The sequence below is a fragment of the Acetobacter aceti NBRC 14818 genome, from assembly GCF_000193495.2.
Lineage (GTDB): Bacteria > Pseudomonadota > Alphaproteobacteria > Acetobacterales > Acetobacteraceae > Acetobacter > Acetobacter aceti.
The window spans coordinates 933,310-958,780 of record NZ_AP023410.1; the positions used below are offsets into that span (position 1 = coordinate 933,310).

23 protein-coding genes are annotated in these 25,471 nt (G+C 56.0%); 11 read left to right on the top strand and 12 right to left on the bottom strand.

Annotation, left to right across the window (positions count from 1 at the left end; translation table 11 throughout):
- Window positions 1-59: 59 nt before the first annotated feature.
- The 4 genes from EMQ_RS04250 (at window position 60) to EMQ_RS04265 (ending at window position 4,206) form a co-directional block, all read left to right on the top strand.
- The gene (locus tag EMQ_RS04250) at window positions 60-1,031 is read left to right on the top strand and encodes a tyrosine recombinase XerC (protein ID WP_010668102.1); all 972 of its coding nucleotides are present in this window, start codon (window positions 60-62) and stop codon (window positions 1,029-1,031) included.
- On the top strand, window positions 1,031-1,990 hold the full coding sequence (pip, locus tag EMQ_RS04255) for a prolyl aminopeptidase (RefSeq protein ID WP_010668103.1): 960 nt from the start codon (window positions 1,031-1,033) through the stop codon (window positions 1,988-1,990). The genes EMQ_RS04250 and pip overlap by 1 nt, the downstream gene beginning before the upstream one ends.
- A 2-nt stretch (window positions 1,991-1,992) precedes the next feature.
- Window positions 1,993-2,973, top strand: a complete 981-nt coding sequence (locus tag EMQ_RS04260) for a retropepsin-like aspartic protease (protein WP_010668104.1) — start codon at window positions 1,993-1,995, stop codon at window positions 2,971-2,973.
- Window positions 2,974-3,132: 159 nt separating this feature from the next.
- Entirely contained in the window at window positions 3,133-4,206 is a 1,074-nt protein-coding gene (locus EMQ_RS04265) for an alkene reductase (RefSeq protein ID WP_010668105.1), read from the top strand.
- Window positions 4,207-4,321: 115 nt separating this feature from the next.
- On the opposite strand, the gene EMQ_RS04270 is transcribed toward EMQ_RS04265, so the two are convergent.
- The 6 genes from EMQ_RS04270 to fabI all read right to left on the bottom strand — a co-directional run bounded on the left by EMQ_RS04270 (window position 4,322) and on the right by fabI (window position 11,710).
- Window positions 4,322-5,710, bottom strand: coding sequence for a DUF2142 domain-containing protein (locus EMQ_RS04270; protein WP_010668106.1), 1,389 nt, complete (start codon window positions 5,708-5,710; stop codon window positions 4,322-4,324).
- 138 nt (window positions 5,711-5,848) lie between these two features.
- Window positions 5,849-6,787: a glycosyltransferase family 2 protein gene (locus EMQ_RS04275; RefSeq protein WP_010668767.1), complete on the bottom strand. Its 939-nt coding sequence runs from the start codon at window positions 6,785-6,787 to the stop codon at window positions 5,849-5,851.
- Window positions 6,788-6,901: 114 nt separating this feature from the next.
- Window positions 6,902-7,921, bottom strand: coding sequence for a zinc-binding alcohol dehydrogenase family protein (locus EMQ_RS04280; RefSeq protein WP_010668766.1), 1,020 nt, complete (start codon window positions 7,919-7,921; stop codon window positions 6,902-6,904).
- A 90-nt stretch (window positions 7,922-8,011) separates the two neighbouring features.
- Window positions 8,012-9,676, bottom strand: coding sequence for an NAD(P)/FAD-dependent oxidoreductase (locus EMQ_RS04285; RefSeq protein WP_010668765.1), 1,665 nt, complete (start codon window positions 9,674-9,676; stop codon window positions 8,012-8,014).
- Window positions 9,677-9,778: 102 nt separating this feature from the next.
- Window positions 9,779-10,855 carry a chorismate synthase gene (gene aroC, locus EMQ_RS04290; protein WP_018308406.1) on the bottom strand — a complete coding sequence of 359 codons (1,077 nt, stop codon included), beginning with the start codon at window positions 10,853-10,855 and terminating at the stop codon, window positions 9,779-9,781.
- 18 nt (window positions 10,856-10,873) lie between these two features.
- Window positions 10,874-11,710, bottom strand: coding sequence for an enoyl-ACP reductase FabI (fabI, locus tag EMQ_RS04295; RefSeq protein WP_010667544.1), 837 nt, complete (start codon window positions 11,708-11,710; stop codon window positions 10,874-10,876).
- 123 nt (window positions 11,711-11,833) lie between these two features.
- On the opposite strand from fabI, the gene pdxH reads away from it, so the two are divergent.
- Both pdxH and EMQ_RS04305 read left to right on the top strand, forming a co-directional pair.
- Window positions 11,834-12,472, top strand: coding sequence for a pyridoxamine 5'-phosphate oxidase (gene pdxH, locus EMQ_RS04300; protein ID WP_010667543.1), 639 nt, complete (start codon window positions 11,834-11,836; stop codon window positions 12,470-12,472).
- Window positions 12,473-12,498: 26 nt separating this feature from the next.
- On the top strand, window positions 12,499-12,945 hold the full coding sequence (locus tag EMQ_RS04305) for a GNAT family N-acetyltransferase (RefSeq protein WP_010667542.1): 447 nt from the start codon (window positions 12,499-12,501) through the stop codon (window positions 12,943-12,945).
- A gap of 180 nt (window positions 12,946-13,125) precedes the next feature.
- On the opposite strand, the gene EMQ_RS04310 is transcribed toward EMQ_RS04305, so the two are convergent.
- From EMQ_RS04310 to EMQ_RS04320, 3 genes are all read right to left on the bottom strand, one after another.
- Window positions 13,126-14,610, bottom strand: a complete 1,485-nt coding sequence (locus EMQ_RS04310; RefSeq protein WP_018308405.1) for a sugar porter family MFS transporter — start codon at window positions 14,608-14,610, stop codon at window positions 13,126-13,128.
- Window positions 14,611-14,648: 38 nt separating this feature from the next.
- Window positions 14,649-15,512, bottom strand: coding sequence for a shikimate dehydrogenase family protein (locus EMQ_RS04315; protein ID WP_010668470.1), 864 nt, complete (start codon window positions 15,510-15,512; stop codon window positions 14,649-14,651).
- Between the two features lie 86 nt (window positions 15,513-15,598).
- Window positions 15,599-16,633, bottom strand: coding sequence for a LacI family DNA-binding transcriptional regulator (locus tag EMQ_RS04320; RefSeq protein WP_010668469.1), 1,035 nt, complete (start codon window positions 16,631-16,633; stop codon window positions 15,599-15,601).
- 265 nt (window positions 16,634-16,898) lie between these two features.
- Here EMQ_RS04320 and EMQ_RS04325 point away from each other — a divergent pair, with 265 nt between their 5' ends.
- Window positions 16,899-17,777: a universal stress protein gene (locus EMQ_RS04325; protein WP_018308404.1), complete on the top strand. Its 879-nt coding sequence runs from the start codon at window positions 16,899-16,901 to the stop codon at window positions 17,775-17,777.
- Window positions 17,778-17,835: 58 nt separating this feature from the next.
- Here the strand turns inward: EMQ_RS04325 and EMQ_RS04330 are convergent, their stop codons facing one another.
- On the bottom strand, window positions 17,836-18,747 hold the full coding sequence (locus EMQ_RS04330; RefSeq protein WP_010668749.1) for a LysR family transcriptional regulator: 912 nt from the start codon (window positions 18,745-18,747) through the stop codon (window positions 17,836-17,838).
- 100 nt (window positions 18,748-18,847) lie between these two features.
- Here EMQ_RS04330 and EMQ_RS04335 point away from each other — a divergent pair, with 100 nt between their 5' ends.
- Both EMQ_RS04335 and EMQ_RS04340 read left to right on the top strand, forming a co-directional pair.
- A complete protein-coding gene (locus EMQ_RS04335; protein ID WP_010668750.1) occupies window positions 18,848-19,663 on the top strand; it encodes a DODA-type extradiol aromatic ring-opening family dioxygenase in 816 nt (271 codons plus the stop codon).
- 28 nt (window positions 19,664-19,691) lie between these two features.
- Complete coding sequence (locus EMQ_RS04340) at window positions 19,692-20,300, top strand: YceI family protein (RefSeq protein ID WP_010668751.1); 609 nt, start codon at window positions 19,692-19,694, stop codon at window positions 20,298-20,300.
- Window positions 20,301-20,426: 126 nt separating this feature from the next.
- On the opposite strand, the gene EMQ_RS04345 is transcribed toward EMQ_RS04340, so the two are convergent.
- Window positions 20,427-21,860 (bottom strand): APC family permease, encoded by a 1,434-nt coding sequence (locus EMQ_RS04345; RefSeq protein WP_018308403.1) that lies wholly within the window; start codon window positions 21,858-21,860, stop codon window positions 20,427-20,429.
- Window positions 21,857-22,660 carry a carbon-nitrogen hydrolase family protein gene (locus tag EMQ_RS04350; protein WP_010667811.1) on the bottom strand — a complete coding sequence of 268 codons (804 nt, stop codon included), beginning with the start codon at window positions 22,658-22,660 and terminating at the stop codon, window positions 21,857-21,859. The genes EMQ_RS04345 and EMQ_RS04350 overlap by 4 nt, the downstream gene beginning before the upstream one ends.
- Before the next feature lie 311 nt (window positions 22,661-22,971).
- On the opposite strand from EMQ_RS04350, the gene EMQ_RS04355 reads away from it, so the two are divergent.
- Window positions 22,972-23,763, top strand: a complete 792-nt coding sequence (locus EMQ_RS04355) for an FkbM family methyltransferase (RefSeq protein WP_018308402.1) — start codon at window positions 22,972-22,974, stop codon at window positions 23,761-23,763.
- A 203-nt stretch (window positions 23,764-23,966) separates the two neighbouring features.
- On the top strand, window positions 23,967-24,770 hold the full coding sequence (locus tag EMQ_RS04360; RefSeq protein ID WP_010668029.1) for an SDR family NAD(P)-dependent oxidoreductase: 804 nt from the start codon (window positions 23,967-23,969) through the stop codon (window positions 24,768-24,770).
- The last annotated feature ends 701 nt before the right edge of the window (window positions 24,771-25,471 follow it).

Consider the following 25,471-nt stretch of genomic DNA (forward strand, 5'->3'; position numbering starts at 1 on the left):
ATGGCTCTCTCTACCTTCTTCACGGCGTCCTGTCTCGCCCTCCTTCGGAGAAATGTGCTTTGAAGGCTCACGACGCCCTGCAACAGTTTCTGGCCTGGATGACCGCCGAGCGGGGCGCATCACAGCATACCATCGACGCCTATCAGGGCGATCTGTCCCGTTTTCTCGGCTTTCTGACCAACCATCATGGCGAGGAACCCACGCTCGCCACTCTTGGCACAGCCAGCCTTTCCGACCTCCGCGCGTGGCTGGCGCACGAGCAGACTCAGGCGCTGACACCCCGCCTCGGCCAGCGGCCGACGACCCGCGACAAATCGGCCCGCACCCGTTCCCGTCGGGTCTCGGCGCTCCGCTCCTTCTTCCGCTTCCTCGCCCGACATAAAGGCGTGGAAAACCCTGCACCGAGCCTGCTGGCTACACCGCGCACCAAAAAGCCGTTGCCGCGCCCCCTGCCCGTCACCGAGGCGCTCGAAGCGGGTGAGGGAATCGGCATGCTGGAAGTGAACAGTATGGCGCAGGAACGGGACAAAGCACTGTTTCTTCTCCTGTACGGCGGTGGACTGCGCATTTCCGAAGGGCTCGGGCTGAATGTCGGAGACTTCGACGAGGCGCTTTCGACCGGCGTGTTCCGCATCCGGGGCAAGGGCAACAAGGAGCGTCTTGTGCCGCTGCTCCCACGCGTGTCCGAGGCCCTGAAACGCTGGCGCGGCTTTCATCCCTCGCCATCCCGGAACGAACCTCTGTTTCCCGGCGTGCGTGGAGGCCGCCTGAACGCCACCGTCGCGCAGAAAGCCATGCGGCAATGGCGGAAAAGCGAAGGCCTGCCCGAACACGCCACGCCTCACGCGCTACGCCATTCCTTCGCCACCCATATGATGGAAGGTGGCGCCGATCTGCGCGTGATTCAGGAACTGCTCGGTCACGCCAGCCTGTCCACGACTCAACGCTATACCCTTGCCGATGAAGCCCGTCTGCTGGATGTCTGGCAGAAAGCTCACCCCCGCGCCTCGAAAAACGCCGGAGACCAATGATGACCGCCACCCGCACACTCTATCCACCCATCGAACCTTACGCGCACGGTCATCTCGATACGGGTGAAGGGCATCTGGTCTACTGGGAACGGTGTGGCACGCCCGGCGGCCTGCCCGTCGTGTTCCTGCATGGCGGCCCCGGTGGCGGCTGCTCGCCGATGCAGCGCCGCATGTTCGATCCGGCCCGTTATGACATTCTTCTGTTCGACCAGCGTGGTTGCGGTCGTTCAACGCCACACGCCTCTCTTGAGAACAACACGACGTGGCATCTGGTCGCCGACATTGAGCGACTGCGGGAGATGATCGGTGTCGAACAATGGGTCGTCTTCGGCGGTTCATGGGGTTCAACACTGGCGCTCGCCTATGCGGAAACGCATCCAGAGCGGGTGAAAGCGCTGGCGCTGCGCGGCATCTTCACGCTGCGGCGTGAGGAACTGCTCTGGTATTATCAAGGCGGCGGCGCATGGCTTTACCCGGACAAGTGGGATGCGTTTCTCGCCCCCATCCCCGAAGAAGAACGCGGCGACCTTATGATGGCCTATAACCGCCGTCTGACCGGTAACGATCCGGTCGAGCGCGAAAAGGCGGCCATCGCATGGTCGGTCTGGGAGGGCTCCACTCTCACCCTGCTGCCCGATCCAAATATGGTAAAACAGCACGAAGACCCAACCTACGCCCTCGCCTTTTCGCGCATTGAGAACCATTATTTTGTGAACGCAGGTTGGCTGGCGGAAGGTCAGCTGATCCGCGATGTGGATCGTATTCGCCATATCCCGACGGTCATCGTGCAGGGGCGCTACGATATCGCCACGCCGGTGCGAACGGCATGGGACCTGCACAAGGCGTGGCCGGAGGCCGATTTCAAACTGATCGACGATGCCGGGCACGCTCTGTCCGAACCGGGCATTCTGTCGGCGCTTCTCGACGCCACGGATCGTTTCGCGGAGCATCTGGGCTGAGCATGATGCGCCTCCGCTCCCTCCTGACAGGCCTTGCTTTACAGGCGTTTGCGGTGTCAGCGGCGTTCGCTGCCCCCTGCCCGCTGACACCGATCATGGAAGCGCCCCTGCGGAATGATCTTGGCTTTCTATCCGCGCCCGTGACGGTTGCCGGGCGGACTGTCAGCTTCATTGTCGATACGGGGTCAGAAGGCAGCCTGATTTCACCGTGGTTCGCGCGGTTCATGAAACTGCCGGAAGATCCGAACGCGCTGACTCATGTCAGTGGCACAGGCGGCTCCGGTGGCGTGGTGCCGAACGTCATCATTCCCAGCCTGCAGGTTGGCAGCACCGGGTTTGGTCCGGTTTCCATGCCGCTCGGGTTTCTGCCCAGCCGCCCGAATATCACACCTCCTGTCGAAGGTCTGCTTGGCGGCGACGTGCTGGCGCAGGATGTGCTGGAGATCGATGCCCCACATGGTCGTGTCGCCATGTGGAACGCACCGGGCCGCAAGACCGATGCCTGTTCTGTAGAACCGCCTTTCCTTCCCGGTGTTGAGTGGCAAAGCCTTGAAGCCGAGAAACGTGGTCATCGGATCGTCCTTCACGTCCAACTGGATGGGCATGAACTGACAGCTCTGCTGGACAGCGGGGCACGATCCCGTATCCTCTCACGCCGTACAGCCGAGGCGATGGGGCTGACAGAAGAACAGCTTGCCACTGATCCGGGCGGCACGACGGCGGGTGTGGACGGGAAAGAGTCGGTCTATCGCTGGCACAAGTTTCACAGTCTGACCATTGGACAGGAAACCGAGCACAATCCTGTGCTGACCGTCTCTCCCGTGTCCGAACAGTCTGTCGATATGCTGCTCGGCTCCGACTGGTTCGCAGCCCATCATGTTTGGATCTTTTACAGGCAGGGACGGATTTTTGCCGCGAAGATTCCCGTCCGGCCAAAAACGGGCAGCGGAAAGCCTGCCCCAAACGGATCTGCCTCTCATTGAGAGGAAACAGAACTCTCCTTTCCTTCATAACCCCTTGTTCCAGCTTTCTCTTTATGTGTTCGTCTCCCGACCACCGTGTTTAAAGACAGGCCTCCTGTTGTAATCCACGGACGATCATCCCAACTCATAACGACTGCGTCTATTGAGAAAGGATCTGTCATGCCCAGCCTGTTTGAGCCGATTGAACTGGGAAGCATTTACGCCAAAAACAGAATTCTCATGGCGCCACTGACACGCGCCCGTGGCACCCGTGAGCATGTGCCCACCCCCATCATGGCCGAATATTACGCCCAACGGGCCGGAGCCGGTCTGATCATCTCGGAAGCAACCGGTATCAGCCGCGAAGGTCTTGGCTGGCCGTATGCGCCGGGCCTGTGGTCGCAGGAACAGGTGGAAGCCTGGAAGCCCATCACTGCCGCAGTTCACGCCAAGGGCGGAAAGATCGTGGCCCAGCTCTGGCATATGGGGCGGATGGTGCATTCCAGCGTGACGGGCCAGCAGCCTGTGTCCTGCTCGGCGACAAAAGCGCCTGAAGCCCTCCATACGTATGACGGCAAGCAGGCTCCCGAAGTCGCCCGTCCTCTCACCAAAGAGGATATTGCCCGTATCCTGAACGACTACGAAAATGCCGCCCGCAATGCCCTTCAGGCAGGCTTTGACGGTGTGCAGATTCATGCCGCCAACGGTTATCTGATCGACGAATTCCTACGTGACGGCACCAATCATCGTTCCGATGAATATGGCGGTTCGCCGGAAAACCGCATCCGCTTCCTGCGTGAAGTCACGGAGCGCGTGATCGCGACGATCGGCGCGGACAAAACGTCAGTACGGCTGTCCCCCAATGGCGATACGCAGGGCTGCATCGACAGCCATCCCGAGCAGGTTTTTGTGCCAGCCGCAAAGCTGCTGAACGACCTCGATATCGCCTTCCTAGAACTGCGCGAGCCCGGACCAAATGGCACGTTCGGCAAGACCGATCAGCCCAAGCTGCACGGCCCGATCCGCAAGGTTTTCAGGAAGCCACTGGTTCTGAATCAGGACTACACACGGGAAGAAGCGATCGAGACAGTCGCAACCGGTGTCGCGGACGCCATTGCGTTTGGTCGGCCTTTCCTCGCCAATCCGGACCTCGTGCATCGTCTGGAAGACAATCTGCCCCTGAACAAGGACGATATCCGCACCTGGTACTCGCAGGGCGCAGAAGGCTATACGGATTATCCACTCGCCCAGTAACGTGAAATAAAACCCTGAGATTCCGGGATTATTTTGATGGATCTCAGGGTTGAAATACAACACTGAGATCCATTAAATTTATGCCTTTAATACTGGAATATTACCGGCAAAGCGATCACCAGTACCGGGCAGACAAAGCGTTAACAATAGTCAGCGCATCTACGACCCAGAAAGCCGTTATTGCAACTACTGCAATCTGATGCAGCGCAAGAGACGGACTGATACGTCCTTCCTGTTTCAATTGAGGAAACAGGAGGATCAGAAACGGCATGATCGGTAAAAAATACCGTCCCTGCACACCGTCAACAATCGGGGCTCCGACTTTTGACCAGATGATATAAAGCGAAAGAAAGACAACACCAGCAGCTGCGAGGGTAGACAGGACAGTCAACGCCGATGCCAGTCTGGTTGGCAGAATGACCTCTTTGTTGCGCACAGAAGAGATGGAGACTGCTGCTGCAATGGCTACGGTTATACCTGAAAGAATATAAAAGGAAGCGGGCAGTGGCGTATCAAGCCAGCCGAGAACACCGACCCACTGTGCAGCGTAGCCGTAACCATTCTGCATAAGTGTATCAACCGCCAGCCTCGGTATTGACGTGATATGAGTCAGGAGCCAGTGGACCTGTTCCTTATCGGACACGCCAAGTTCGGCAAGAAACTGTATCTTGACCGGCTTGATCCCGATCCAGCTCCAGCTCACGACAAAAAGAACACTCATTACAAACGGCAGCAGGGCAAGAAGCTTTTTCTTCTCAAACATAAAAGCTGTTGGAATAATCGAGCACATCAGCAGAGGCGGCTTGCTGACAGCCAGTACGGCGAAGAATATACTCAGTAAAATCCAGTTGCGCAGGCTGATCTCGGAGAAACGATTAAAACGGGAAAGAATGCTGGCCGCCAGAATGGCAAGACTGATCAGTATCCCGTCCTGCGAACAGGACCCCGCAAGGGCCATTGTCATGGGCATACTTGCTATGACAGCCAGAAAGAGAGCCCCCCGACGCGCCAGTGCAATAGCAGCCGTGCAAATGAAGACGGACAGAAAACCGTTCACAAGTCTGATTGCATAGCTTGTCTGGATGATGGTCATCCGGGTGTGTCGCCCCACCCACGCTGTCACAGCACCGGGCATGTAGGTAAAAGGCGCATACATGACGGTATTGGGAAAATCGACAAAACCCAGCTCTTTATTCCAGTGAACATTTCTGGCTGCATCCATTGCAGCAACTGAAGTTCGATGCGCTGGCTGAAAAGGAAGATTGTCGAACCCGGTATATCCAGGGAGAAAATTTGTTGGCAGCATGCCGCCACTGTCTCTGGGAGACAGACGCTGGCCAATAATTACGCCTTCGGACAGCTGTACGCTTCGGGCAAAATGCGTCAGTTCGTCCGGTGTCTGCCCGGGAGGTGTAATCAGGGCGCAAATCACGACCATAATGGACGCAAAGAAGAGATAGACTCTTGCCAGAGAAAATGGCCTGTCTGAAATTATATCGCGCATTAACATTCCAAAATCCTGCCGCAGGCCAGAAAAGCATGACGGTCGATTGATTTATTGTCCGGAGCAGAGATTTTTACTGCTTGACAGCCATTATTACTCCAAAGAGCAACTGTCCGGGACAAGCAGTAAAGGGCCAGATCAGCTTCTCAGATAAGCCAGACGCTTCACCTCCAGGCGTCCGACTGCCACACTGTCCAGAATCAAACCACACACCAGAGACAATGCCGCCACAATTTCGCACCCGGTAGCCAGAACAGCCGTCGGCAGTCTGGGAACCAGACCGGTGCGCATGTAGTCAGCTATAACCGGAACTCCACAGAGCACGCCTGCCAATGACAGAAATGCGGCAATCAGGGTAAAGAACAGGAGGGGTCGTTCCTGTTTGACCAGTTGAATAATGGTCGACAGAATCCGCACACCATCTTTCCAGGTATTCAGTTTGGAGGTGGAGCCTTCGGGACGCTCAATATACCGGGTGGGGATTTCACCAATCGGCATACTCAGTTGAAGAGCATGTACCGTAAACTCCGTTTCTGTTTCAAAGCCTGCTGACGCAGCCGGAAATGATTTTACAAAACGCCGGGAAAACACACGGTAGCCGGACAGCATGTCATCCGTGGCCCGTCCGAAAAAGTGGTGAACCAGCGAGGTGAGAACCTTGTTCCCCAGAACATGGCCCGGACGGTACGCCGCCTTGCGATCCGTGACTCTCTGCCCGGTCACCATATCAAGATTGTTATCAATGGCCTCACTTAACATACGTGGAGCCGCATCCGCCTCATATGTCGCATCACCATCAACCAGAACGTAATAATCAGCGTCAATATCTGCGAACATGCGACGGATAACGTTTCCCTTACCCTGCATCAGTTCACGACGAACAACAGCGCCTTCAGCCCGTGCGATTTCCTGTGTCCGATCTGTCGAATTATTGTCGTAGACATAAATCGTTGCAAACGGCAGGGATTGCCGAAAGTCGCGCACAACAGTACCGATCGTTACTTCTTCATTGTAACACGGCACCAGCACAGCAATACAGGGTGACTGCTCAACCGATATTGTCTCTGTTTCCATCATTGAACAGTCTCTTAACCATATTGCAGGGTTGAATAACGCCGCTCCTATAGCAAAACAGCGTTTTTGCAAAGATTATTGCGCAGACAGACCACTCCATAAATCAGGCCGACGCCATTATGCCCCGAAGCCTTCGAGAACGATCTTGCCCTTTGCAGTCCCACTCTCCAGAAGAGCATGCGCACGACGAAGGTTGGCCGCATTGATCGGTCCAGCCACGTCGGTCAGGGTCGTCCTGAGCACGCCAGCATCAACAAGGCTGGAAACTTCTTCCAGAATTTCCGCCTGACGGATCATGTCTGCCGTCTGAAAGGTCGAACGGGTAAACATAAGCTCCCAATGGGCCGAAACACTCTTGGCCTTGAACGGCATGATATCGAGAGACGGCGGATCGTCGATAAGCCCGAACCGTCCCTGAGGCGCGATCAGTTTCACAACATCCGCAAAATGCTTGTCCGTCTGGGTGATCGAAAAGACATAACCCGGAGCGCTCAGCCTTGCCGCCTCGATCTGGGGAGCGAGAGGCTTGCTATGATCGAGCACAAAGTCGGCCCCCAACGCTTTCGCCCATTCCGCTGTCTCGGGCCGTGAAGCCGTGCCGATCACCGTCACGTTTCCCGGACGACGGGCCAGCTGGACCGCCATCGAACCCACGCCGCCACCGGCTCCGATGATGAGAATAGCCTGCGGCACACCGGGAATCGGGCGTGTGATATCGAGACGATCGAACAGCATTTCCCACGCCGTCACAGCCGTCAGAGGCATGGCCGCCGCTTCCGCCCAACTCAGGGTGCGAGGCTTCTTGCCGACAATGCGCTCATCCACCAGATGCAGTTCGCTGTTGCAGCCTTGTCGCGTGACCGCACCGGCATACCAGACCTCATCACCGGGCCGGAAACGCTTCACATCCGGCCCGACAGCCCTGACGATACCGGCAGCATCCCAGCCCAGAACCTTCCACTCGCCAGGGGGAGGTTCCGCCCGCATCCGTACTTTCGCGTCGACCGGATTGACGGAAACAGCCTTCACCTCGACCAGCAGGTCGTGCCCCGAGGCAACGGGGTCCGGAAGTTCGACATCAACGAGAGCGTTCTCGTCCGTCACCGGCAATGATTTCTGATAGCCAACAGCACGCATGGGTGGCCCCCTTCCCGCCGGCTATGAGTCCGGCTGATTTTTCGTCACAACAGCCGAAACCCGGCCATTTCGCAAGTCCGGCGTTCAGGGTCAGACAAGACTGTCTGATTTTCCGCGCAGCAGGCCGTTCGCCTGTCGTCCGGCCAGCGCGAGCGCCACCGCCTCCGCCACGCGGATACCATCCATCGCCGCCGACATGATCCCGCCCGCGTAACCCGCGCCCTCTCCTGCAGGATAAAGCCCTGGCGTATTGAGACTTTCACCATCATCCTTGCGTGGAATTTTCAGGGGAGAAGACGTGCGCGTCTCCACACCTGTCATCACAGCATCCCCCAGAGCAAAACTCGACAGCTTGCTGGCGAAGACCGGCAAAGCCTCGCGAATGGCGGCACAGACAAAGTCAGGCAGGCAGGAATCAAGACTCGTGGGGGTCACACCGGGGCGATAGGACGGCGTAACAGTTCCCAGATGCGTGGAAGGCCGTCCCGCAAGAAAATCCTCCACCCGCTGTCCCGGCGCCTTGTAATCACCGCCACCGGCAACAAATGCCTGACTTTCCCAGTGCCGCTGGAACGCTACACCCGCCAGCGGATCGTCTGGATAGTCCACACCGGGGCGCAGTTCGACAACAATCCCTGCATTGGCGTTTCGTTCGGCGCGGGAATACTGGCTCATCCCGTTGGTGACGACACGCTCCGGCTCGGACGTTGCTGCGACAACAGTGCCGCCCGGACACATGCAGAAGGAATAGACTCCTCGCCCCTCTTCCGTGCGGTGCACCAGCTTGTAATCGGCAGCACCGAGTATTTCGGACCCGGCCTGAGGCCCGAACTGATCCGCGTCGATCAGGGACTGGGGATGCTCGATCCGCACACCGATGGAGAACGGCTTGGCTTCCATCGCCACACCTTCCTCAGCCAGCATCTCGAACGTGTCGCGTGCGCTATGCCCCACGGCCATAATAACGTGACGGGTCTGGATCTCCTCACCGTCCGACAGGCGGACGCCGCGAACCTGTCTCTTTTCATCCAGAAGCAACTGCTCAACCCGCGTGTAAAACCGGTAGGTTCCGCCCGCAGCCTCGATTTCCCTGCGCATATGCTCGACCATCGAGACCAGTCGGAACGTGCCGATATGCGGCTTGGAGAGATAAAGAATTTCTTCCGGAGCCCCGGCACGAACAAACTCGTCGAGCACCTTGCGACCCAGATGACGGGCATCGTTCACCCGGGTGTAGAGCTTGCCGTCCGAAAAGGTGCCTGCTCCGCCCTCGCCGAACTGCACATTGCTTTCCGGTGTCAGTTCCGATTTGCGCCAAAGCGCGAATGTATCGACTGTCCGTTCGCGCACAGGTTTGCCGCGTTCGAGAATGATCGGTTTCAGGCCCATCTGCGCCAGAATGAGCGCCGCCATCAGGCCGCAGGGACCAGCGCCCACAACCACAGGACGCTGAAAATCCGGCTGCGCGAGCAACGCCGGAACATCCACATCCACAGGTTCATAGCGCGTTTCAGGCGTGACCTTGATCTGTGGGTCATCACTGTGTTGGCTCAGGATCGCCGCTTCATCCGGCACCGTGCAGTCCAGCGTATAGACCAGAAAGATACGTCCCCGTTTGCGAGCGTCATATCCACGACGGGCAACGGAAAACGCGCCTATATCCGATACGCTCACTCCCAGACGCTGGGCCAGCGCTTCAGGCAGGGCGTCCGGAGCATGGTCCAGCGGCAGACGGATCTCGCTGACTCGGATCATGGGAACAGCTCCTGTAAGGCGATAAGGGACACGCCTGTCGCCTTACGGATTTGCGGCCGATTTGAAAAGGGAGAGTCTCTGTTCAGGCGCAGGAAGGGCGCGTCACAGACGGCCGACCTGCCCACGATGACGCAGCAGATGATCTGCCAGAACACAGGCCAGCATCGCCTCGCCAACCGGAACTGCACGGATGCCGACACAAGGGTCATGACGCCCCTTGGTGATGACATTGACATCCTCGCCTGCGCGATTGACCGAATGCACCGGGATCAGCATGGAACTGGTCGGCTTGACGGCAAAGCGTGCGACGATCGGCTGCCCCGTGGAGATGCCGCCGAGAATGCCGCCCGCATGATTGCTCTGGAAAGCGACTTCTCCGTCCTCCATCCGCATGGCGTCCGCATTTTCCGGGCCTTCGTAAGCAGCGGTCTCGAAGCCATCACCGATTTCAACTGCCTTGACGGCGTTGATGCTCATTAGAGCGGCGGCAAGATCGGCGTCCAACTTGCCATATAGTGGCGCACCGAGACCCGCCGGAACACCTTCCGCGACCACCTCGACGACCGCGCCAACAGAGGAACCCGCCTTGCGGATACCGCCCAGATACTCTTCCCAGACGGGAACGCTCTCCGGGTCCGGTGAGAAGAAGGGATTGCGCTCCACCTCGCTCCAGTCCCAGCGACTGCGGTCGATGGCATGCTTGCCAATCTGCACCAGAGCGCCACGAATACGGATATTTTCCCCGAGCACACGTCGTGCAATCGCACCTGCCGCGACACGCATCGCCGTTTCGCGGGCAGAAGAACGGCCACCGCCCCGATAATCGCGAATGCCATATTTGGTCTGATAGGCCAGATCAGCATGACCGGGGCGGAAGGTCTGGGCGATATCGCCGTAATCCTTGGACCGCTGGTCGGTATTCTCGATTACCAGCGAAATCGGCGTGCCTGTGGTCTGGCCCTCAAACACACCCGAGCAGATTTTCACCTGATCCGGCTCGCGACGTTGAGTCGTGAAAGAGGACTGGCCCGGGCGACGCTTGTCGAGAAACGGCTGGATGTCCTCTTCGGTCAGACTCAGCAGCGGCGGACAGCCATCCACCACGCATCCGATCGCCGGCCCGTGACTCTCGCCCCAGGTCGTGACACGGAACATATGCCCGAACGTGTTGTAGGACATCCCTGACCGCTCCCGTTCTTACTCGCCAGCTACCGAAATATCCGGAGCCTTCGGGTTCTTCATGCCGATAATATGATAGCCGCTATCGACATGGTGTACCTCACCGGTCACACCACGGGAAAGGTCGGACAGCATATAAAGACCGGCGCCCCCTACTTCCTCCAGCGCCACATTCCGCGCAAGGGGTGAATTATGCTCGTTCCATTTGAGAATATAGCGGAAATCGCCAATGCCACTTGCTGCCAGCGTCTTGATCGGCCCTGCGGAGATTGCATTGACGCGGATACCGTCGCTCCCCAGATCCATCGCCATGTAACGTACGGACGCTTCGAGAGCAGCCTTGGCGACACCCATGACGTTATAATGCGGCATGACGCGCTCGGCCCCGAGATAGGACAGGGTCAGCAGCGAACCACCATTCTTCATCAGGGCAGCCGCACGACGGGCGACAGCTGTGAAGGAATAGCAGGAGATATCAAGTGCAGTGGAGAAAGCTTCACGCGGTGTATCGACGTAACGTCCACGCAGATACTGTTTGTCGGCCCATCCAATAGCGTGCACGACAAAATCAAGACCACCCCATTCCTTCTCGATTACTGTGAACGTTTCATCAATCGCCGCATCGTCAGACACATCACACGGCAGGACGAGGTTTGAACCAATGCTGTCGGCAAGAGGACGCACGCGCTTGCCCAGAGCCTCTCCCTGATAGGTGAAGGCCAGTTCACCACCCTGCTCAGCAACGGCTTTTGCGATGGCCCATGCAATGGAGCGATCATTCGCCACGCCCATGACAAGCCCCTTCTTTCCGCGCATCAGGGTGCCGCCAGCCGGTGCAAGGGTGTCCTCAGTCATAAAAAAACCTCTACCACTACAGTAATGACAAGATGGCACGGGTCGTTGCACAACAAACGTGCGGGAACAAGCCCGAGCAGAACAAGAATCCTTTCCACTCGTGACAGAGAACGGGGAACATCCATGAGCACTTCCAGCGATGAAGCACCACAAACCCCTGAAAATCAGCCATTAATCGATCTTTCAGCTGATCCGTTCGATCTTTTTTCTGCATGGATAAAGGATGCGGAAGCATCCGAACCGAATGACCCGAATGCAATGACTCTCGCCACAGTCTCACCGGAAGGACGACCTTCCGCACGTATCATTCTCCTCAAGGGATTTGATAAAAAGGGGTATTGTTTCTACACCAATCTGGAAAGCCGCAAGGGACGTGAACTGACCGCAACCCCGGTTGCCGCCCTGTTGTTCCACTGGAAAAGCCTGCGACGCCAGATCCGCATCGAAGGCACTGTTGCACCCGTGACGCCGGAAGAAGCAGACGCCTATTTTGCAACGCGTCGTCGCATGTCGCAGATCGGCGCCATTGCTTCCGACCAGTCGCGTCCCCTGCCCGATCGCGCTACCTTCGAAAAGCGCATCCATGATGTAGAAGAGAAGTATGCCGGTCAGGATATACCCCGGCCCGCCAACTGGTCAGGCTTCCGTCTGACGCCTGATCGTTTTGAATTCTGGCAGGATCGCCCTTATCGTCTGCATGACCGCGCCATCTGGGTTCGTCATGGCGCGGACGCATGGGACGTGACGCGTCTCTATCCATAAGACAATTATTATTCGGAGGCTGTCACATGAATATTCCGCTGGTCATAAGGGACGTCCAGGCTTCCGATGAAATCGCATGGCTCCGGTTATGGGCAGCCTATAACCGGTTTTACGAAGCGACAGTAGCGCCTGATGTGACTGATCGCACATGGAAGCGCCTGCTTGACGCTACCAATCCTCTTTTCTGCCGCGTTGCTGAAAAAGCAGGAGAAGTTATCGGCTTTGCCAATAACGTTCTGCATGAAGGCACATGGGTCGCAGAACCGATCTGTTATCTAGAAGATCTGTTTGTGACGCCTGAGGCCCGTGGCGGCGGCGTGGGTCGCGCCCTGATCCGGGATCTTGTCGATCTGGGCAGGACGCGGCACTGGTCACGGCTTTACTGGCACACAAGGGAAAACAATCCAGCCCGCAAACTTTATGATGAGTTTGTCAAAGCGGATGATTTTGTAAGGTATCGGATGGATCTTTAGGTTTTCTTGTCAGTATAGCAAGCTATCTGAAGTGTCATGAACCATCCGGGCGGATTATCTCAACTGATATCCGCACAAAAATTCAGATAGCTCAAAGACACATCATGCTTTTTATAAGAAATCTTTTACAGAAACCAAACCAGAAGTCCGATTTGTTTGGTGACAGAGCCGCCCAAAAGGTCATGATTTGCGATTGTTGGCAGCCTGCTGCCCGATATTCGTGTAAAAGGTTCCGGACCGGAGTGCGCCTTCAATTTCTTCCAGTGTGGTTCCTGCTGTTTCAGGCACGTATTTCCATACGAAGACAAAGGCAGCGACGTTGATAAAGCCGAACAGCCAGAAGGTGCCAGTCGTGCCGAGCGCCTCAACAAGAGACAGTGTCACAAGGGAAACAAGCGTGTCAGATAGCCATACCGTTGCACTCGCCAGTCCCATGGCCTTGCTGCGGATGCAGAGAGGGAAGACTTCGGCTGCGATCAGCCAGACAGCTACGGAAAGCGAGCCGAAATTAAAGAAGATATAGCCCAGAAGCGATGCAACCATGAGGATCAGGCGACCGCCGGTCAGCGGTGCGGAACTCAGGAAAACGGCTCCCAGCAGGAACAGGGAGAGAGCGGCCATCGGCAGCATGGCGAGCATCATGCGGCGGCGGCCGACCTTGTCGATCAATGCAATTCCCATTGCCGTCGTGATTGTGGAGGTGACGCCCACGGACACCGATGTCAGCAGGGCGGCGGAATGAACAAGTCCGGCCTGCGACAGGATGATGGGAGCATAATAGACAATGACATTCGGGCCGGAGAGCTGTGAAAAGGCGGCGACCCCAAGAGCTGCGATCAGAGCGGGACGTACCCAGCGCTGTTTCAGATCCGATCCTGTGGAGCCTGTCTGTTTCTTGTGATCGACTGTCAGGACATCATCCAGTTCCTGACGCACAAGATCCTTGTGTCCGCGCAGTTTGTAGAGGATCGAGACGGCTCGCGGTTCATGCTCGTGATGCAGCAGCCATCGCGGGCTTTCCGGCAGAAAGAACATGCCAAGGCCAAGCAGCATTGCCGGAATGGCGCCGAGCATGAACATGGCCCGCCACGCACCTGCGCCACCCGACAGTTCATATCCGACAAGGAAAGCCAGCAGCAGTCCAAGCGAAAAGACGAGCTGAAACAGCGACACCAGTCCACCACGTCGGGAGGCCGGGGCCAGCTCCGCGACGTAGACCGGAACAATCTGCGTTGTCGCACCAATTGCCGCGCCCAGCCACAGACGGGCGGCAATCAGCGTGCTGACATTGGGGGCCAGTCCGCAGCCCACGGAGGCTGCGATAAATATGCCGGCCGCGACCATGATGGCCGGGCGTCTGCCCCAACGATCCGAAACAGGCCCACTCAGCAGAGCGCCAAAAACAGCGCCGATATTGAGGGAGGCCGCCACCCATTCCTGTCCTGCGGTGGACAGTGAAAAGGTCTTCGTCACAAAAATCAGGGCGGAGGCGATGATCCCGGTGTCGTAGCCGAACAGGAGGCCGCCCACTGCGGCCACTGCTGCGGCCATGGACACATACCGGCGCGCGGAGCGGGTCTGGTCACCCTGATGCCCCATGTCAGACAGTGCTGTCAGGGCGCGTTTATGTTTGTGCGAATGCGGTTGATCCACGGCGGCTGGCATATGGGAAGCTCCTTCCCCTGTAATGGAAAACGCTGTTTTCAGCTTGCGCCGGACACACCGAAAATATCACGCAGGGTCTTTTTCATGACGTCTGCGTCAAGGGTTTTGCCAAGCCACAATTCCACGCCGATCACGCCCTGATTGACCAGCATGCCCAGACCATCAAGTGGTGTGCAGCCTTTTTCGCGTGCCTCACGCAGAAGGCGCGTCATCGGCGGGTTTGGAATAACGTCTGCAACAATCTGGCCTTTTTTCAGAGTGCTGAGGTCGATTTCAGGAAGCGCATTCGCATCGCCAAGCCCTACCGAGGTTGCGTTGATGACAACATCCGTGCCGACAGGAATCTGGACCTTTCCTTCCCATGGGGTGGCTGTTGTCTCACTGTCAGTGTTGTCCCGCACCAGAGCCGCAATGGTTTCAGCCTTGGCGGCGTCACGGTTGACCACGGTTATGTGGGCTGCACCAGCCAGCCCCAGTTCCACGGCAATGGCGCGTGCGGCTCCACCAGCACCAAGCAGGAAAATCTTCTTGCCCGCTGGATCAACCACATCCTTGAGAGAGGCCAGAAAGCCTTTGCCGTCCGTATTGTTGCCGATCGTCCTGCCGTCACGAATGGTGACGCAGTTCACGGCGCCAATGATTCTGGCTGCATCGGTCAGTGCGTCGAGATGTTCGATAACCGCCACCTTGTGGGGAAGCGAGCAGTTGAAACCGACCCACTCCATGGCGACTGCCCCCTTCACTGCGTCTGCCAGATTGCTGGCCTGCACGTCGCAGTTGATGTAGCGCGCATCAATCCCGGCGTGATGATAGGCTGCCTCGATCATGGCGACTGTCGGGTTGTCGGCGCAGGGCGTGGAGAAGGATCCGGTAAGGATGCTGCGAAAATTCTGGTCGCTCATACGGGGCTCCTGACTGGTAGCAAATAGTTTTGCATAGCTATGCAAGACAACACGCTTTTCAGGGGCGGATGCAACCCCTTCCTCGTTCAGAGAGGAAGGCGCGTGCTTCCACGTTCGATCAATTTCGCGTCAATGATGTGAGTGTGCGAATGGGAACTATCTTTTGCCTGAAAGGCTTTTTCAAGCAGTTCTAGAGCGCGGGCGACCATTTTCCCGGTGCACTGGTCGAACGATGTCAGATCGTAACTGCGCCATGCCGCCTGTGGGATATTATCGTACCCCAGCATGATGACGTCGTCAGGGCAGCGCAGGTCCATTTCTTCCCTGAGAGCGTCCATCGCACCGCATGCCATCATGTCGTTGCTGGCAAAGAGGCTGTCCGGCCGGATGCCCTGCCTTTTCAGGCTCAGCATGGCTTCATAGCCGCTGTCATAGGTGTCATCACCCTGCAGACGGGTCAGTTCGATATGGCTTGCGCCTGTTTGCTGCAGGCCCTGCAAAAACCCTTCGCCACGCGCAAGGGAAGCTGCATTTCGCTCGGGTCCAGCCAGCCACACCGGACGCACGCGGCCTTTTTCCATGATGAGGTGTGCAGCGGCGAAACCCGCTCCGTGATTGTCGGAGTTGATGGTCGAAATCCATGGCCCGACCAGAGACGAGTTGAAGCAGACAACCGGAATCCGGAGTCTGGACAAGGCTTGCGCCACCGTCTTCGAGCCGATTGCCAGTGACGTGACAATGGCGTCGATCCGGTAGCTCACCAACTGGTCGAGCGCATTATCAAGGGTCAGGGCGTCATCGACATGCATGAGAAGCACCTGAAGGCCGTTTTCCCGCAATGCGGTCGCCAGACGCTCCAGAGCCGTAGCATAAAACGGATTTTCCAGACCACCGATGACCACGCCCACCATGCAGGATCGGCCCGACAGCATGATGGCCGGGATGCGGTTTGGTCGGTATCCGAGGCTCTCCGCAGCGGCCAGAACCTTCTGTTTCGTCTGGTCCGAAATGCTGGACCCGGGAGAGAACGCCCGTGAGACTGCTGACTGGGAGACACCGGCCAACCGGGCGACATCAATGGATGTGACAGCGCGAATGACGGCCTGCTCCTGCGTAACCATGCTTACCGCGGACTGTACGCCATACACGCCCCTCACGCCATGCCGGCACCGAGCAAGTATGCCCTCTCACGATCCCTTTCAAAGAAAGATCTATTTTTATTACATACCAAAGTATTAGAAATCACCCCAGACTGTTACTCATTTCCCCTATTCACATCTTGCTGTTCTCAAATCATCACATATTTCTCAGTACCGTAACTTTTGGCCATTTCGCGCGTTTATCCAGTACAGCAAGAGCAATAAGTCCTAACGGCAGGAGCGCATCATGAAGCAGGTCAGCAAAATTCTTCTTCCTCTCAGCAGCGCACGAAATTCCGAAGCCGCCTTTGTCTCCGGCGCCAACTTCGCCCGCCGTTTCTCGGCCCATCTCGCCGTTCTGCATGTCCGATCGGATGGGCGTGACATTGCACCTCTCGCGGGCGAAGGTCTGACCGGAGGCATGGTGGAAGAACTCATCGCTTCCGCCGAGAAGGAAGGCGGCAAGCGTTCCCGTGAAGTGCAGAACGCCTTCGAGGATTTCGCAAGCCGGACACCGGACATCGAAGCCGTCCCTCCCCGTATCCCGTTTCCGCAGGGACGGCCGAGCATGAGCTTCAACGTCCTCAAAGGCGCAGAAAGCGAGGTCATCCCGTGGCATGCCCGGCTTTCCGATTTCACGCTGGTGCCACACCCGGACAGTGGGGACGAAGTGTCTTCCTCCGAAGCTCTCCACGCTGTGCTTTTCGATAGCGGACGTCCTGCCGTCATTGCACCCCGTATACCGATGCCTCACTTTGTAAAGCGCGTGTGCATCGCATGGAATGGCACGGCAGAAGCCGCTTCGGCGCTTCGTGGGGTTCTCGCATGGGCCAGCACGTCCGAGAGAGTCCGCGTTCTTCATTGCGAAGATTATCAGCGTCGCGGTCCGGATGCCCGGGAAGTCGTGGACTATCTTTCCATGCACGGCATCGCAGCCGACCGGCAGGAATTTCAGGCTATTGACCGCGATATCGGAAAAGGACTTCTGGGAGCCTGTCAGGATTTCGGTGCCGACATGCTGGCGATGGGCGCCTATTCCCATTCCCGCCTGCGTCAGCTCATTCTCGGAGGCGTGACGCGCCATGTTCTGGAAAACAATACACAACTTGTGCTGATGAGCCGCTGATCGGGCTCTGCCTCTCGTGTCGAAAGGTGTTGTCCACCTTGCATGGACAGCACCTTTTTCAGATTTCCCAGGGAGGTTTCTCGCCGAAACACTCCACCAGATAATCAATCATGACACGGGTCTTGAGCGGTACTGTCAGAGCAGGAGTGTAGACTGCCTGCAACTCTGGCCCTTCCAGAAGAGGCATGTCCAATTCGAAAATTGTCAGGTCACCCTTGCGAACGGCATCAGCCACAATAAACAGAGGCTGGTAGATAATTCCCATTCCAGCCAGGGCCGCCTCCATCAGCACGTCACCGTTATTCGCGCTCAGCGGCCCGGAGATCGGTACCGTCACCTCGCCATTTCTGCCGAAACTCCATCGCCCGACACCGACAGCTTCACTGAGCGTGTAACCAAGGCACACATGTGATGCCAATTCAGACACTGTTTTTGGCGCACCATACTGTCTGAGATAAGACGGTGCCGCACACACGACAAAACGAATGGAAGTGAGTCTACGTGCTTTCAGGCTACTCGCTTCCATCCGTCTGATTCTCAGAGCCAGATCCCAGCCCTGCGCGATCAGATCGACCAGACTATCATCCAGCCCAAGTTCGACGGAAACCTTGGGATACCGCCTGCTGAATTCCGGCAAGACAGGTCCAAGGTATCTGATGGCGAAAGAAACAGGCGCATTCAGGCGTAATCTTCCCAGTGGCTCGCGCCCTCCGGCAGCCGTCTCATGTTCCATCTCATCGAGAGCGCCCAGAACCCGCTGACAACCAAGAAGATACCCCTTTCCCGCCTCCGTCAGCGACAGACGACGTGTACTGCGGTGAAACAGCGTCACGCCCAGACGCTCTTCCAACGCCACAATATGGCGCGTCACCATGGTCTGGGAGAGAGACAGGGTGCGGGCGGCTGCGGCAAAACTGCCCTGTGCAACCACACGCACAAAGACCTGCATGCTTGTCACCCGGTCCAGCATCTCACACCCACAGTTCCAGATATCTTGCCTGAAACAGACATTATCACAACTTAGGTTGGATGCCATTCTTCGATTAAGCACACTGTCGGAGGGCAATCCCATGACTGACACCGCTAACACCAGAGAGGAACGTCAGCCAGTTCTGTTCCTGCCTCATGGTGGTGGACCATGCTTTTTCATGGACTGGGCAGGGTGGGACAAGATGGAAGCCCACCTTCGGAGCGTTGCCGCTACGCTGCCGCGCAAACCCTCAGCCATTCTTGTGGTTTCGGGCCACTGGGAAACCCGTGTGCCGACAGTCACGACAGCAGAAAAACATTCTCTGCTCTATGATTATTACGGATTTCCAGACCACACCTATCATCTGAAATACCCCGCCTCCGGTTCGCCCGCTCTTGCTGCTCGTGTGCGATCATTGCTCACGCAGGCTGACATACCGAGCGCCGAGGATGACAGTCGCGGACTGGACCACGGCGTGTTCATCCCCTTCATGCTTGCCTTTCCGGAGGCCGACATTCCCATCGTGGAACTGTCGCTGCGTGAAGACATGAATGCAGCCGAGGAACTCCGTGTCGGACGAGCCCTCGCCCCCTTGCGGGACGAGAATGTCCTCATTGTCGCAACCGGCATGAGTTACCACAATCTCCGACAGTTCATGACGGGCGATCCCTCCACGGACGCCATTGCGCGAACATTCGACAGTTGGCTTTCCCGGACCGTGGAAGCAGCCCCTGCCGAGCGGGATCAGGCGCTGGTCAACTGGGAACAGGCGCCCGGCGCGCGGATATGTCACCCACGCGAAGAACATCTTCTCTCCATCATGATCGCCGCCGGTGCCGCCGGGCAGGATCGTGGAGCGCGCACATACAGCGATGTGGTGATGGGGAAAGCCCTTTCGGGCTTCCGCTTCGGATAACTCAATTTTTCAAGCAAAGGATAAATCGATGAAGAAAAGAACTCTCCTCACTTCCTCTCTGGCCGCTTTCGGCCTGATCGCCACATTGGGAACCGCCAGCGCTGCGCCACTTCCCGCCGATATTCCATCGGGTCAGTATGCAATCGAGCCGGGGCATACACAGGTTATTTTCTCCCTGCTGCATTTCGGTTTCACCAACTATAGTGGTCTGTTTTCAGATGCTTCCGGCACACTGAAATTCAATCCCAAGCATCTCGACAGGACGAAGCTTGATGTCACTCTGAAAATCGACAGCGTTCAGACGACAAGCCCTCGTCTTACCGATGAACTGAAAAGTGCCGACTGGTTTGATGCAGCCCAGTTCCCGACCGCAACCTTCGTTTCAAGCAGCGTGACCCCGACGGGTGAAGGGGCAGCTGATATTTCCGGCGACTTGACCATCCACGGCATCACCAAGCCAGCCACGCTTCATGCTCACTTCATCGGTGCAGGCGTCAACCCGATGGACAAGGCCTATACCATCGGTTTTGAAGGCACAGCTACGGTGAAGCGCAGTGAATTCGGTGTCAGCCAATACCTGCCTGTGGTCGGTGACGATGTAACCCTGATGATCGCCGGCGCGTTCGAAAAGAAGTAAGCCCTGGCCAATTCGCTGATAGGGAGCCGGGCGCAAGATGCCCGGCTTTTTTATTGCCTTCTGGATAGACTCAAAGAACAGAGAAAAGACCAATACTTTTCCCTCTATATTTGCAAAACGAGACGATTACACTTCCTGTCCTTGCGGCATTTGCCCCGGAACATTCACCCTGCGCCCACCAAGGCACCAACCGCCCAGCAGCGCGACAAAGGGCATAACAGCCAGAAACGTACTGATCCCCAAAGAAAGACCCGTAATGGTCGTGAAGTTATCAAGAATGATAAACAGCACGCTGGCCAGCACAAACACGGACAGAACCGGGCACCAGTTTGTCGACAGGCTTCCAGCCTTCTTTATTCTATTGTTCCGAAAGAACATGACCACTGCGGCAGATGTGAGAATCATCAGCAGCACGATTCCCACTGTCGAGATACCAGCCATCGAGCCAAAAACCGTCACCAGCGGATCGGCCCCGGACAATGCGGCAACACCAACCAGCAGGAACGCCGTAATGGTCTGCACCACAGAAGAACTGTGCGGTGAGGCATGACGGGAATGGGTCTGCGCCAGAAAACCGGGCAGAATGCCTTCACGACCAAGCACAAGCTGATAGCGCGCAATGATGTTGTGGAATGAAAGCAGACAGGCGAACAGGCTGGTCAGCAGCAATACTTCCATGACGTTGCGCATGCCCGTGCCCACATAGCGGCTGGCCGTATCCAGAACCATATTGCCGCCGTCTGCCAGATATTTGCGGGCTACGGCGGTCACGGAATCAGCGCCCCAGGCTTCAATCAGGCACCAGCAGGAAAAGGCGTAAAACACACCGATGATCGCCACAGCACCATAAGTCGCACGAGGAATGGTGCGCTCAGGATCACGCGCCTCGTCCCGGAAAATCGCGGTGGCTTCAAACCCCAGAAAGCCCGTGATGGCGAAGAGAAGCGCCACGGCAAATGGCCCCATTGGCTCTGCCGCATCTGTGGTCACGGGAGCCGGAACGGGAGATGGATGCATCACGATGGCTGCATTCATGATGACTACCACACCGATTTCCAGAATCAGCGCGATACCGAGGACACGCGAGCTGAGTTCAATGTGCCGATAGCCAAGCACGCCCACCACAGCCAGCACCCCAAAGGCATAAAGCCACCAGGGAAGATGCGGACCTCCCCACTCCCTGATGGCGTCATCAACCGCCCAGCCGAAGAAGCCGTAAACGCCAACCTGAATGGCGGTATAGGTCAGCAGAGCCACGAAAGCCCCGCCGCAGCCGATACGTTTGCCAAGCCCCTCACGGATATAGGAAAAGAACGCGCCCGCCTCTTTCATATAGGGCGTCATGGCGACAAAGCCGATGGAAAACAGCATCAACACGAGCGCCGCTGCGACAAAGCCGGTCCAGGCGTAGGGGCCATTTCCCTGAGCGATGGCAAGCGGCACGTTTCCACTGACCACAGTCAGAGGCGCAGCAGCCGCCACGACCATAAAGATGATCTCCGCCACACCCAGATTACCGGAAAGGCGTCCTTGCGGTGAAGAGGTGTCGGTTTTCTTCATGCTCTTTCCTTTCGTGGGTCGGAGATCAGAGATCGATAGGCGGATGGCCGCCTGTCCTGAAGATAGGGATTGTCGTGCTGGGCGCGGGCAACCAGACCGGGCTCCACATCGGCAACAATCAGACCGTCGCCACGTTCGATGCGTGCCAGAACAGAAGCGTCCGGAGCCACGATCTGACTGTTGCCCACATAGTGAGTGTTACCTTCGCGTCCATCATGATTGATGTAGGCGAGATAGATCTGGTTTTCCCATGCCCGCGCACGGATCACTTCACGGGCGACAAAAGTAAAAGGCTCCATCTGCGCCGTCGGGACAAGCAGCAGTTCACACCCTGCCAGAGCTGTGGCCCGCACATATTCGGGAAACTCGACATCATAACAGATCATTGTAGCAATCCGAATGCCCATGAACGACACGACTTCAGGATTGGCGTCGCCCGGCAGAAAGAAATGGCGATCCAGTTCACCGAAGAGATGCTGCTTGCGATAACGCAGCACTTCATGCCCCTCAGACGTCAACATGACGGCACTGTTATAGAAACCTTCCGGTGTATTTTCCGCAAAGCCTACAAGGATTGCGAGACTGTGCCGCTGAGCGATCTCCCTGATCGCAGGAATCGGGTCTGTCCTGGCGAGTTCAAAAAGACGTTCACCAATGTCATAACCCGTCACAAACAGTTCGGGGGTAACAAGCAGATCGGCTCCAAGCGTACGCGCCTCCCCGGCAGCCCGATCCAGTTCCCGCAGATTGGCAGCCACGTCACCCGGCGTTCCTGCTGTCTGAAGTCCGGCAATCCGCATTTCAGCTCGCTCTCTTTCTTACGATAACGCAACAGACCTACACGAAAGAGAAACTGATGTGCAATGACTTCACACCTTACATGGCACGCGACCCCACACGCCTTTCACAAGAAGCGGCTTGGAGGGACAGATGACCATTCATCCTGAACCTGTCACTTGTCGGGATATTTTCTCCTCCAATATTGATCCTTCCAACACAATTGCGACATTGAATTCCCGGCTGACATTTCATGCTGGATGCACTCAAATTTACTTGTTTATCACATGGTTATTGTAATATATTTTATCGTCATAGTTGAAACGGGAAACCAATGGAAAAATCAATTTCATTTGCAGGACGAGATTTCTTTTTCGATGATGTGGATGGCAAGGACCAGATAGCCCAACAAATCAGAAACGGATCATTTGAGCAGCCTCTCCCAATAATGATTATGGCGAGTCTGTCCAGAATGGGCGGCACTTTCCTCGACGTCGGGGCCAATAGTGGCATATATACCATTCTGGCCTGCGCCACATCTCCGGAAATCAAAGTTCTGGCATTTGAGCCTTATCCCCTGGTCCGAGAGGCGTTGCAAAAGAACGTCATCGTCAACGGCTATGATCAGCGTGTCTCTCTTTTTCCCTACGCTCTCAGCGATCAGGAAGGGACCCTTCCACTCTATATCCCCGATGATTCTCATGGCGTTCTGGAAACGAGCTGCTCCCTTGAAAGCACGTTCAAGGACAACATAAGTCACACGATAAGTGTTGACGTAAAAACCATGGACTCATTTGGTCTATATGAAAATATATCAGTTATAAAAGTAGATATAGAAGGGCACGAACCATCCTTCATGAAAGGCGCCATTGAGACAATAAAAAGAAACAGGCCAATTATATTCTGCGAAATACTTTCCTCTGATACAGGTTTCTTTAATAGTTTCCTCCCCTCTGTGGGATATTATGACTTCAGACTTCGTCATGACATGGCCATTCTCGACGAGAGAATTGCGTTTGATAACCATTCATGGAACCATGCTTTTGTACCTCGTGAGAAATTGTCAGTTTTTTATGACTGCTGCCGCACCCATGGCCTTGAGGTTGTAAAAAAGGTCGTCATCTGAACGGCCCTACTCCTTACTGGCGGCCTTCATGCAGGACCAGGGATCTTTGAAGACCGTCCTATAAAAAGCAATGAAATCTGCCAGAAAACGCTGTGCGGCCTAAGATTTTTGCGGACACAGAAATCGAATAAACAGCGAGCAACGCAACCACCTCTCTCCCGATGCATTGTCTCTCTGAAACATCAACCTTCGGGAGACCTGTCATGCCTTCAACGCTCTCCAGCAGACAGTTTGAGAACAAGAGAGTTTTTATCAGTGGAGGCAGTCAGGGCATCGGTCAGGCCCTTTCCCATGCTTTTGCACGGGAAGGCGCACGTGTTGCCGTCAATGGACGTCACAAGGATAAACTGGACGCTTTCCTCCCTACTCTTCCTGCCGTAAGTTCTGGACCTCATATCTCCAGTCCTGCCGATGTGGCCGATGAACAGTCGGTCATCAACGCGATCGATCAGACCTTCCGTGATTTCGGTGGCCTCGATGTTCTGATTTGCAATGCAGGCGTTCTTTCGGAATCACCTTCCGAAGACGTTACATACGAAGACTTCATGAAGGTCATGAGTGTGAACGTTACGGGCGTCATGTTCTGTGTGCGTGAGGTGCTTAAACGCTGGCTGCACACCGGCACCAAAGGAAGTATCATCATCAACAGTTCGGTGCATCAGATCATCCCGAAACCTGCTTTTCTCGCCTATTCCGCCAGCAAGGGCGCCGTAGGCAATATGGTCAGGACATGGGGACTGGAATACGCATCGCGCGGCATTCGCGTAAACGGTGTCGCACCCGGCGCGATTCTCACACCCATGAATGACGCCTGGATGAACGATCCACAGAAATATGAAACTGTGTCATCACATATTCCTATGGGCCGCCCCGGAAAACCTGATGAAATTGCAGAACCAGTGCTTTTTCTGGCCTCTGGACTGGCTTCCTACATTACTGGCCAGACATTGTATGTTGATGGTGGCCTGACTCTTTATGCCGATTTCGCGAAAAACTGGAGCTCTTAAATAATTACAAGCATGAATTTTTAAAATATAATACGTTACGCAATTAAAAATTACAACATTATTTTCTTTTTTTGCATAATACCCTGAAGGATTGAAGAAAAAATTCATTGTTTTGATCAAAAAATTTATTCTATACTAACCAATATTTTGTACGCTTGCTGCAACATCAATCAGACGTTTCCTGAGTTTTGAGAAGACTATCTCAGACAGGTCGAGACATGGCAGCTGATCAGAAGGAAAAATAATTTACGTAATCGAATTCAGGCGCTGCCTGCACGACAGCCATTTGAGCAAGACAGGTTACTTATCACGACGACATTATTCGGTCGCAGACTTGTAAGGAAGACCAGAAGCCTCTGACAACGATGAGGAGGAAATGTGCAGCGAACACTTAATGCGGCCTACGCACAGCCTTATGATTTAAACATAAACTACCACTCCTTGCATCCCGAAGCACACAAAGTCCGGGCTACCCCCGAACCAGGCGGGGACCGGATCTCACGACAAGACCGGCTTTTTCAAACAACGCCTCATCTGCAATCTGGCACTGAGCTAGATCTCAATACATTCCGAGCTCACTTTGAGAGTTACTGGCAGATTTAAAGAGCCATCGGATTTATGTTGCAATAAAGCAACGGCTGTATGCTTCTCAACCAATCCGCCTTCGTGAAAAGGTCTGAGGTGCTGGAAAAGGCATCATA

Bases quoted from the DNA above. Each gene is read 5' to 3' on its own strand.
- pip (WP_010668103.1), top strand. From the start codon at position 1,031: ATGACCGCCACCCGCACACTCTATCCACCCATCGAACCTTACGCGCAC.
- EMQ_RS04260 (WP_010668104.1), top strand. From the start codon at position 1,993: ATGATGCGCCTCCGCTCCCTCCTGACAGGCCTTGCTTTACAGGCGTTT.
- EMQ_RS04265 (WP_010668105.1), top strand. From the start codon at position 3,133: ATGCCCAGCCTGTTTGAGCCGATTGAACTGGGAAGCATTTACGCCAAA.
- EMQ_RS04270 (WP_010668106.1), bottom strand. From the start codon at position 5,710: ATGCGCGATATAATTTCAGACAGGCCATTTTCTCTGGCAAGAGTCTAT.
- EMQ_RS04275 (WP_010668767.1), bottom strand. From the start codon at position 6,787: ATGATGGAAACAGAGACAATATCGGTTGAGCAGTCACCCTGTATTGCT.
- EMQ_RS04280 (WP_010668766.1), bottom strand. From the start codon at position 7,921: ATGCGTGCTGTTGGCTATCAGAAATCATTGCCGGTGACGGACGAGAAC.
- EMQ_RS04285 (WP_010668765.1), bottom strand. From the start codon at position 9,676: ATGATCCGAGTCAGCGAGATCCGTCTGCCGCTGGACCATGCTCCGGAC.
- aroC (WP_018308406.1), bottom strand. From the start codon at position 10,855: ATGTCCTACAACACGTTCGGGCATATGTTCCGTGTCACGACCTGGGGC.
- fabI (WP_010667544.1), bottom strand. From the start codon at position 11,710: ATGACTGAGGACACCCTTGCACCGGCTGGCGGCACCCTGATGCGCGGA.
- pdxH (WP_010667543.1), top strand. From the start codon at position 11,834: ATGAGCACTTCCAGCGATGAAGCACCACAAACCCCTGAAAATCAGCCA.
- EMQ_RS04305 (WP_010667542.1), top strand. From the start codon at position 12,499: ATGAATATTCCGCTGGTCATAAGGGACGTCCAGGCTTCCGATGAAATC.
- EMQ_RS04310 (WP_018308405.1), bottom strand. From the start codon at position 14,610: ATGCCAGCCGCCGTGGATCAACCGCATTCGCACAAACATAAACGCGCC.
- EMQ_RS04315 (WP_010668470.1), bottom strand. From the start codon at position 15,512: ATGAGCGACCAGAATTTTCGCAGCATCCTTACCGGATCCTTCTCCACG.
- EMQ_RS04320 (WP_010668469.1), bottom strand. From the start codon at position 16,633: ATGGTTACGCAGGAGCAGGCCGTCATTCGCGCTGTCACATCCATTGAT.
- EMQ_RS04325 (WP_018308404.1), top strand. From the start codon at position 16,899: ATGAAGCAGGTCAGCAAAATTCTTCTTCCTCTCAGCAGCGCACGAAAT.
- EMQ_RS04330 (WP_010668749.1), bottom strand. From the start codon at position 18,747: ATGCTGGACCGGGTGACAAGCATGCAGGTCTTTGTGCGTGTGGTTGCA.
- EMQ_RS04335 (WP_010668750.1), top strand. From the start codon at position 18,848: ATGACTGACACCGCTAACACCAGAGAGGAACGTCAGCCAGTTCTGTTC.
- EMQ_RS04340 (WP_010668751.1), top strand. From the start codon at position 19,692: ATGAAGAAAAGAACTCTCCTCACTTCCTCTCTGGCCGCTTTCGGCCTG.
- EMQ_RS04345 (WP_018308403.1), bottom strand. From the start codon at position 21,860: ATGAAGAAAACCGACACCTCTTCACCGCAAGGACGCCTTTCCGGTAAT.
- EMQ_RS04350 (WP_010667811.1), bottom strand. From the start codon at position 22,660: ATGCGGATTGCCGGACTTCAGACAGCAGGAACGCCGGGTGACGTGGCT.
- EMQ_RS04355 (WP_018308402.1), top strand. From the start codon at position 22,972: ATGGAAAAATCAATTTCATTTGCAGGACGAGATTTCTTTTTCGATGAT.
- EMQ_RS04360 (WP_010668029.1), top strand. From the start codon at position 23,967: ATGCCTTCAACGCTCTCCAGCAGACAGTTTGAGAACAAGAGAGTTTTT.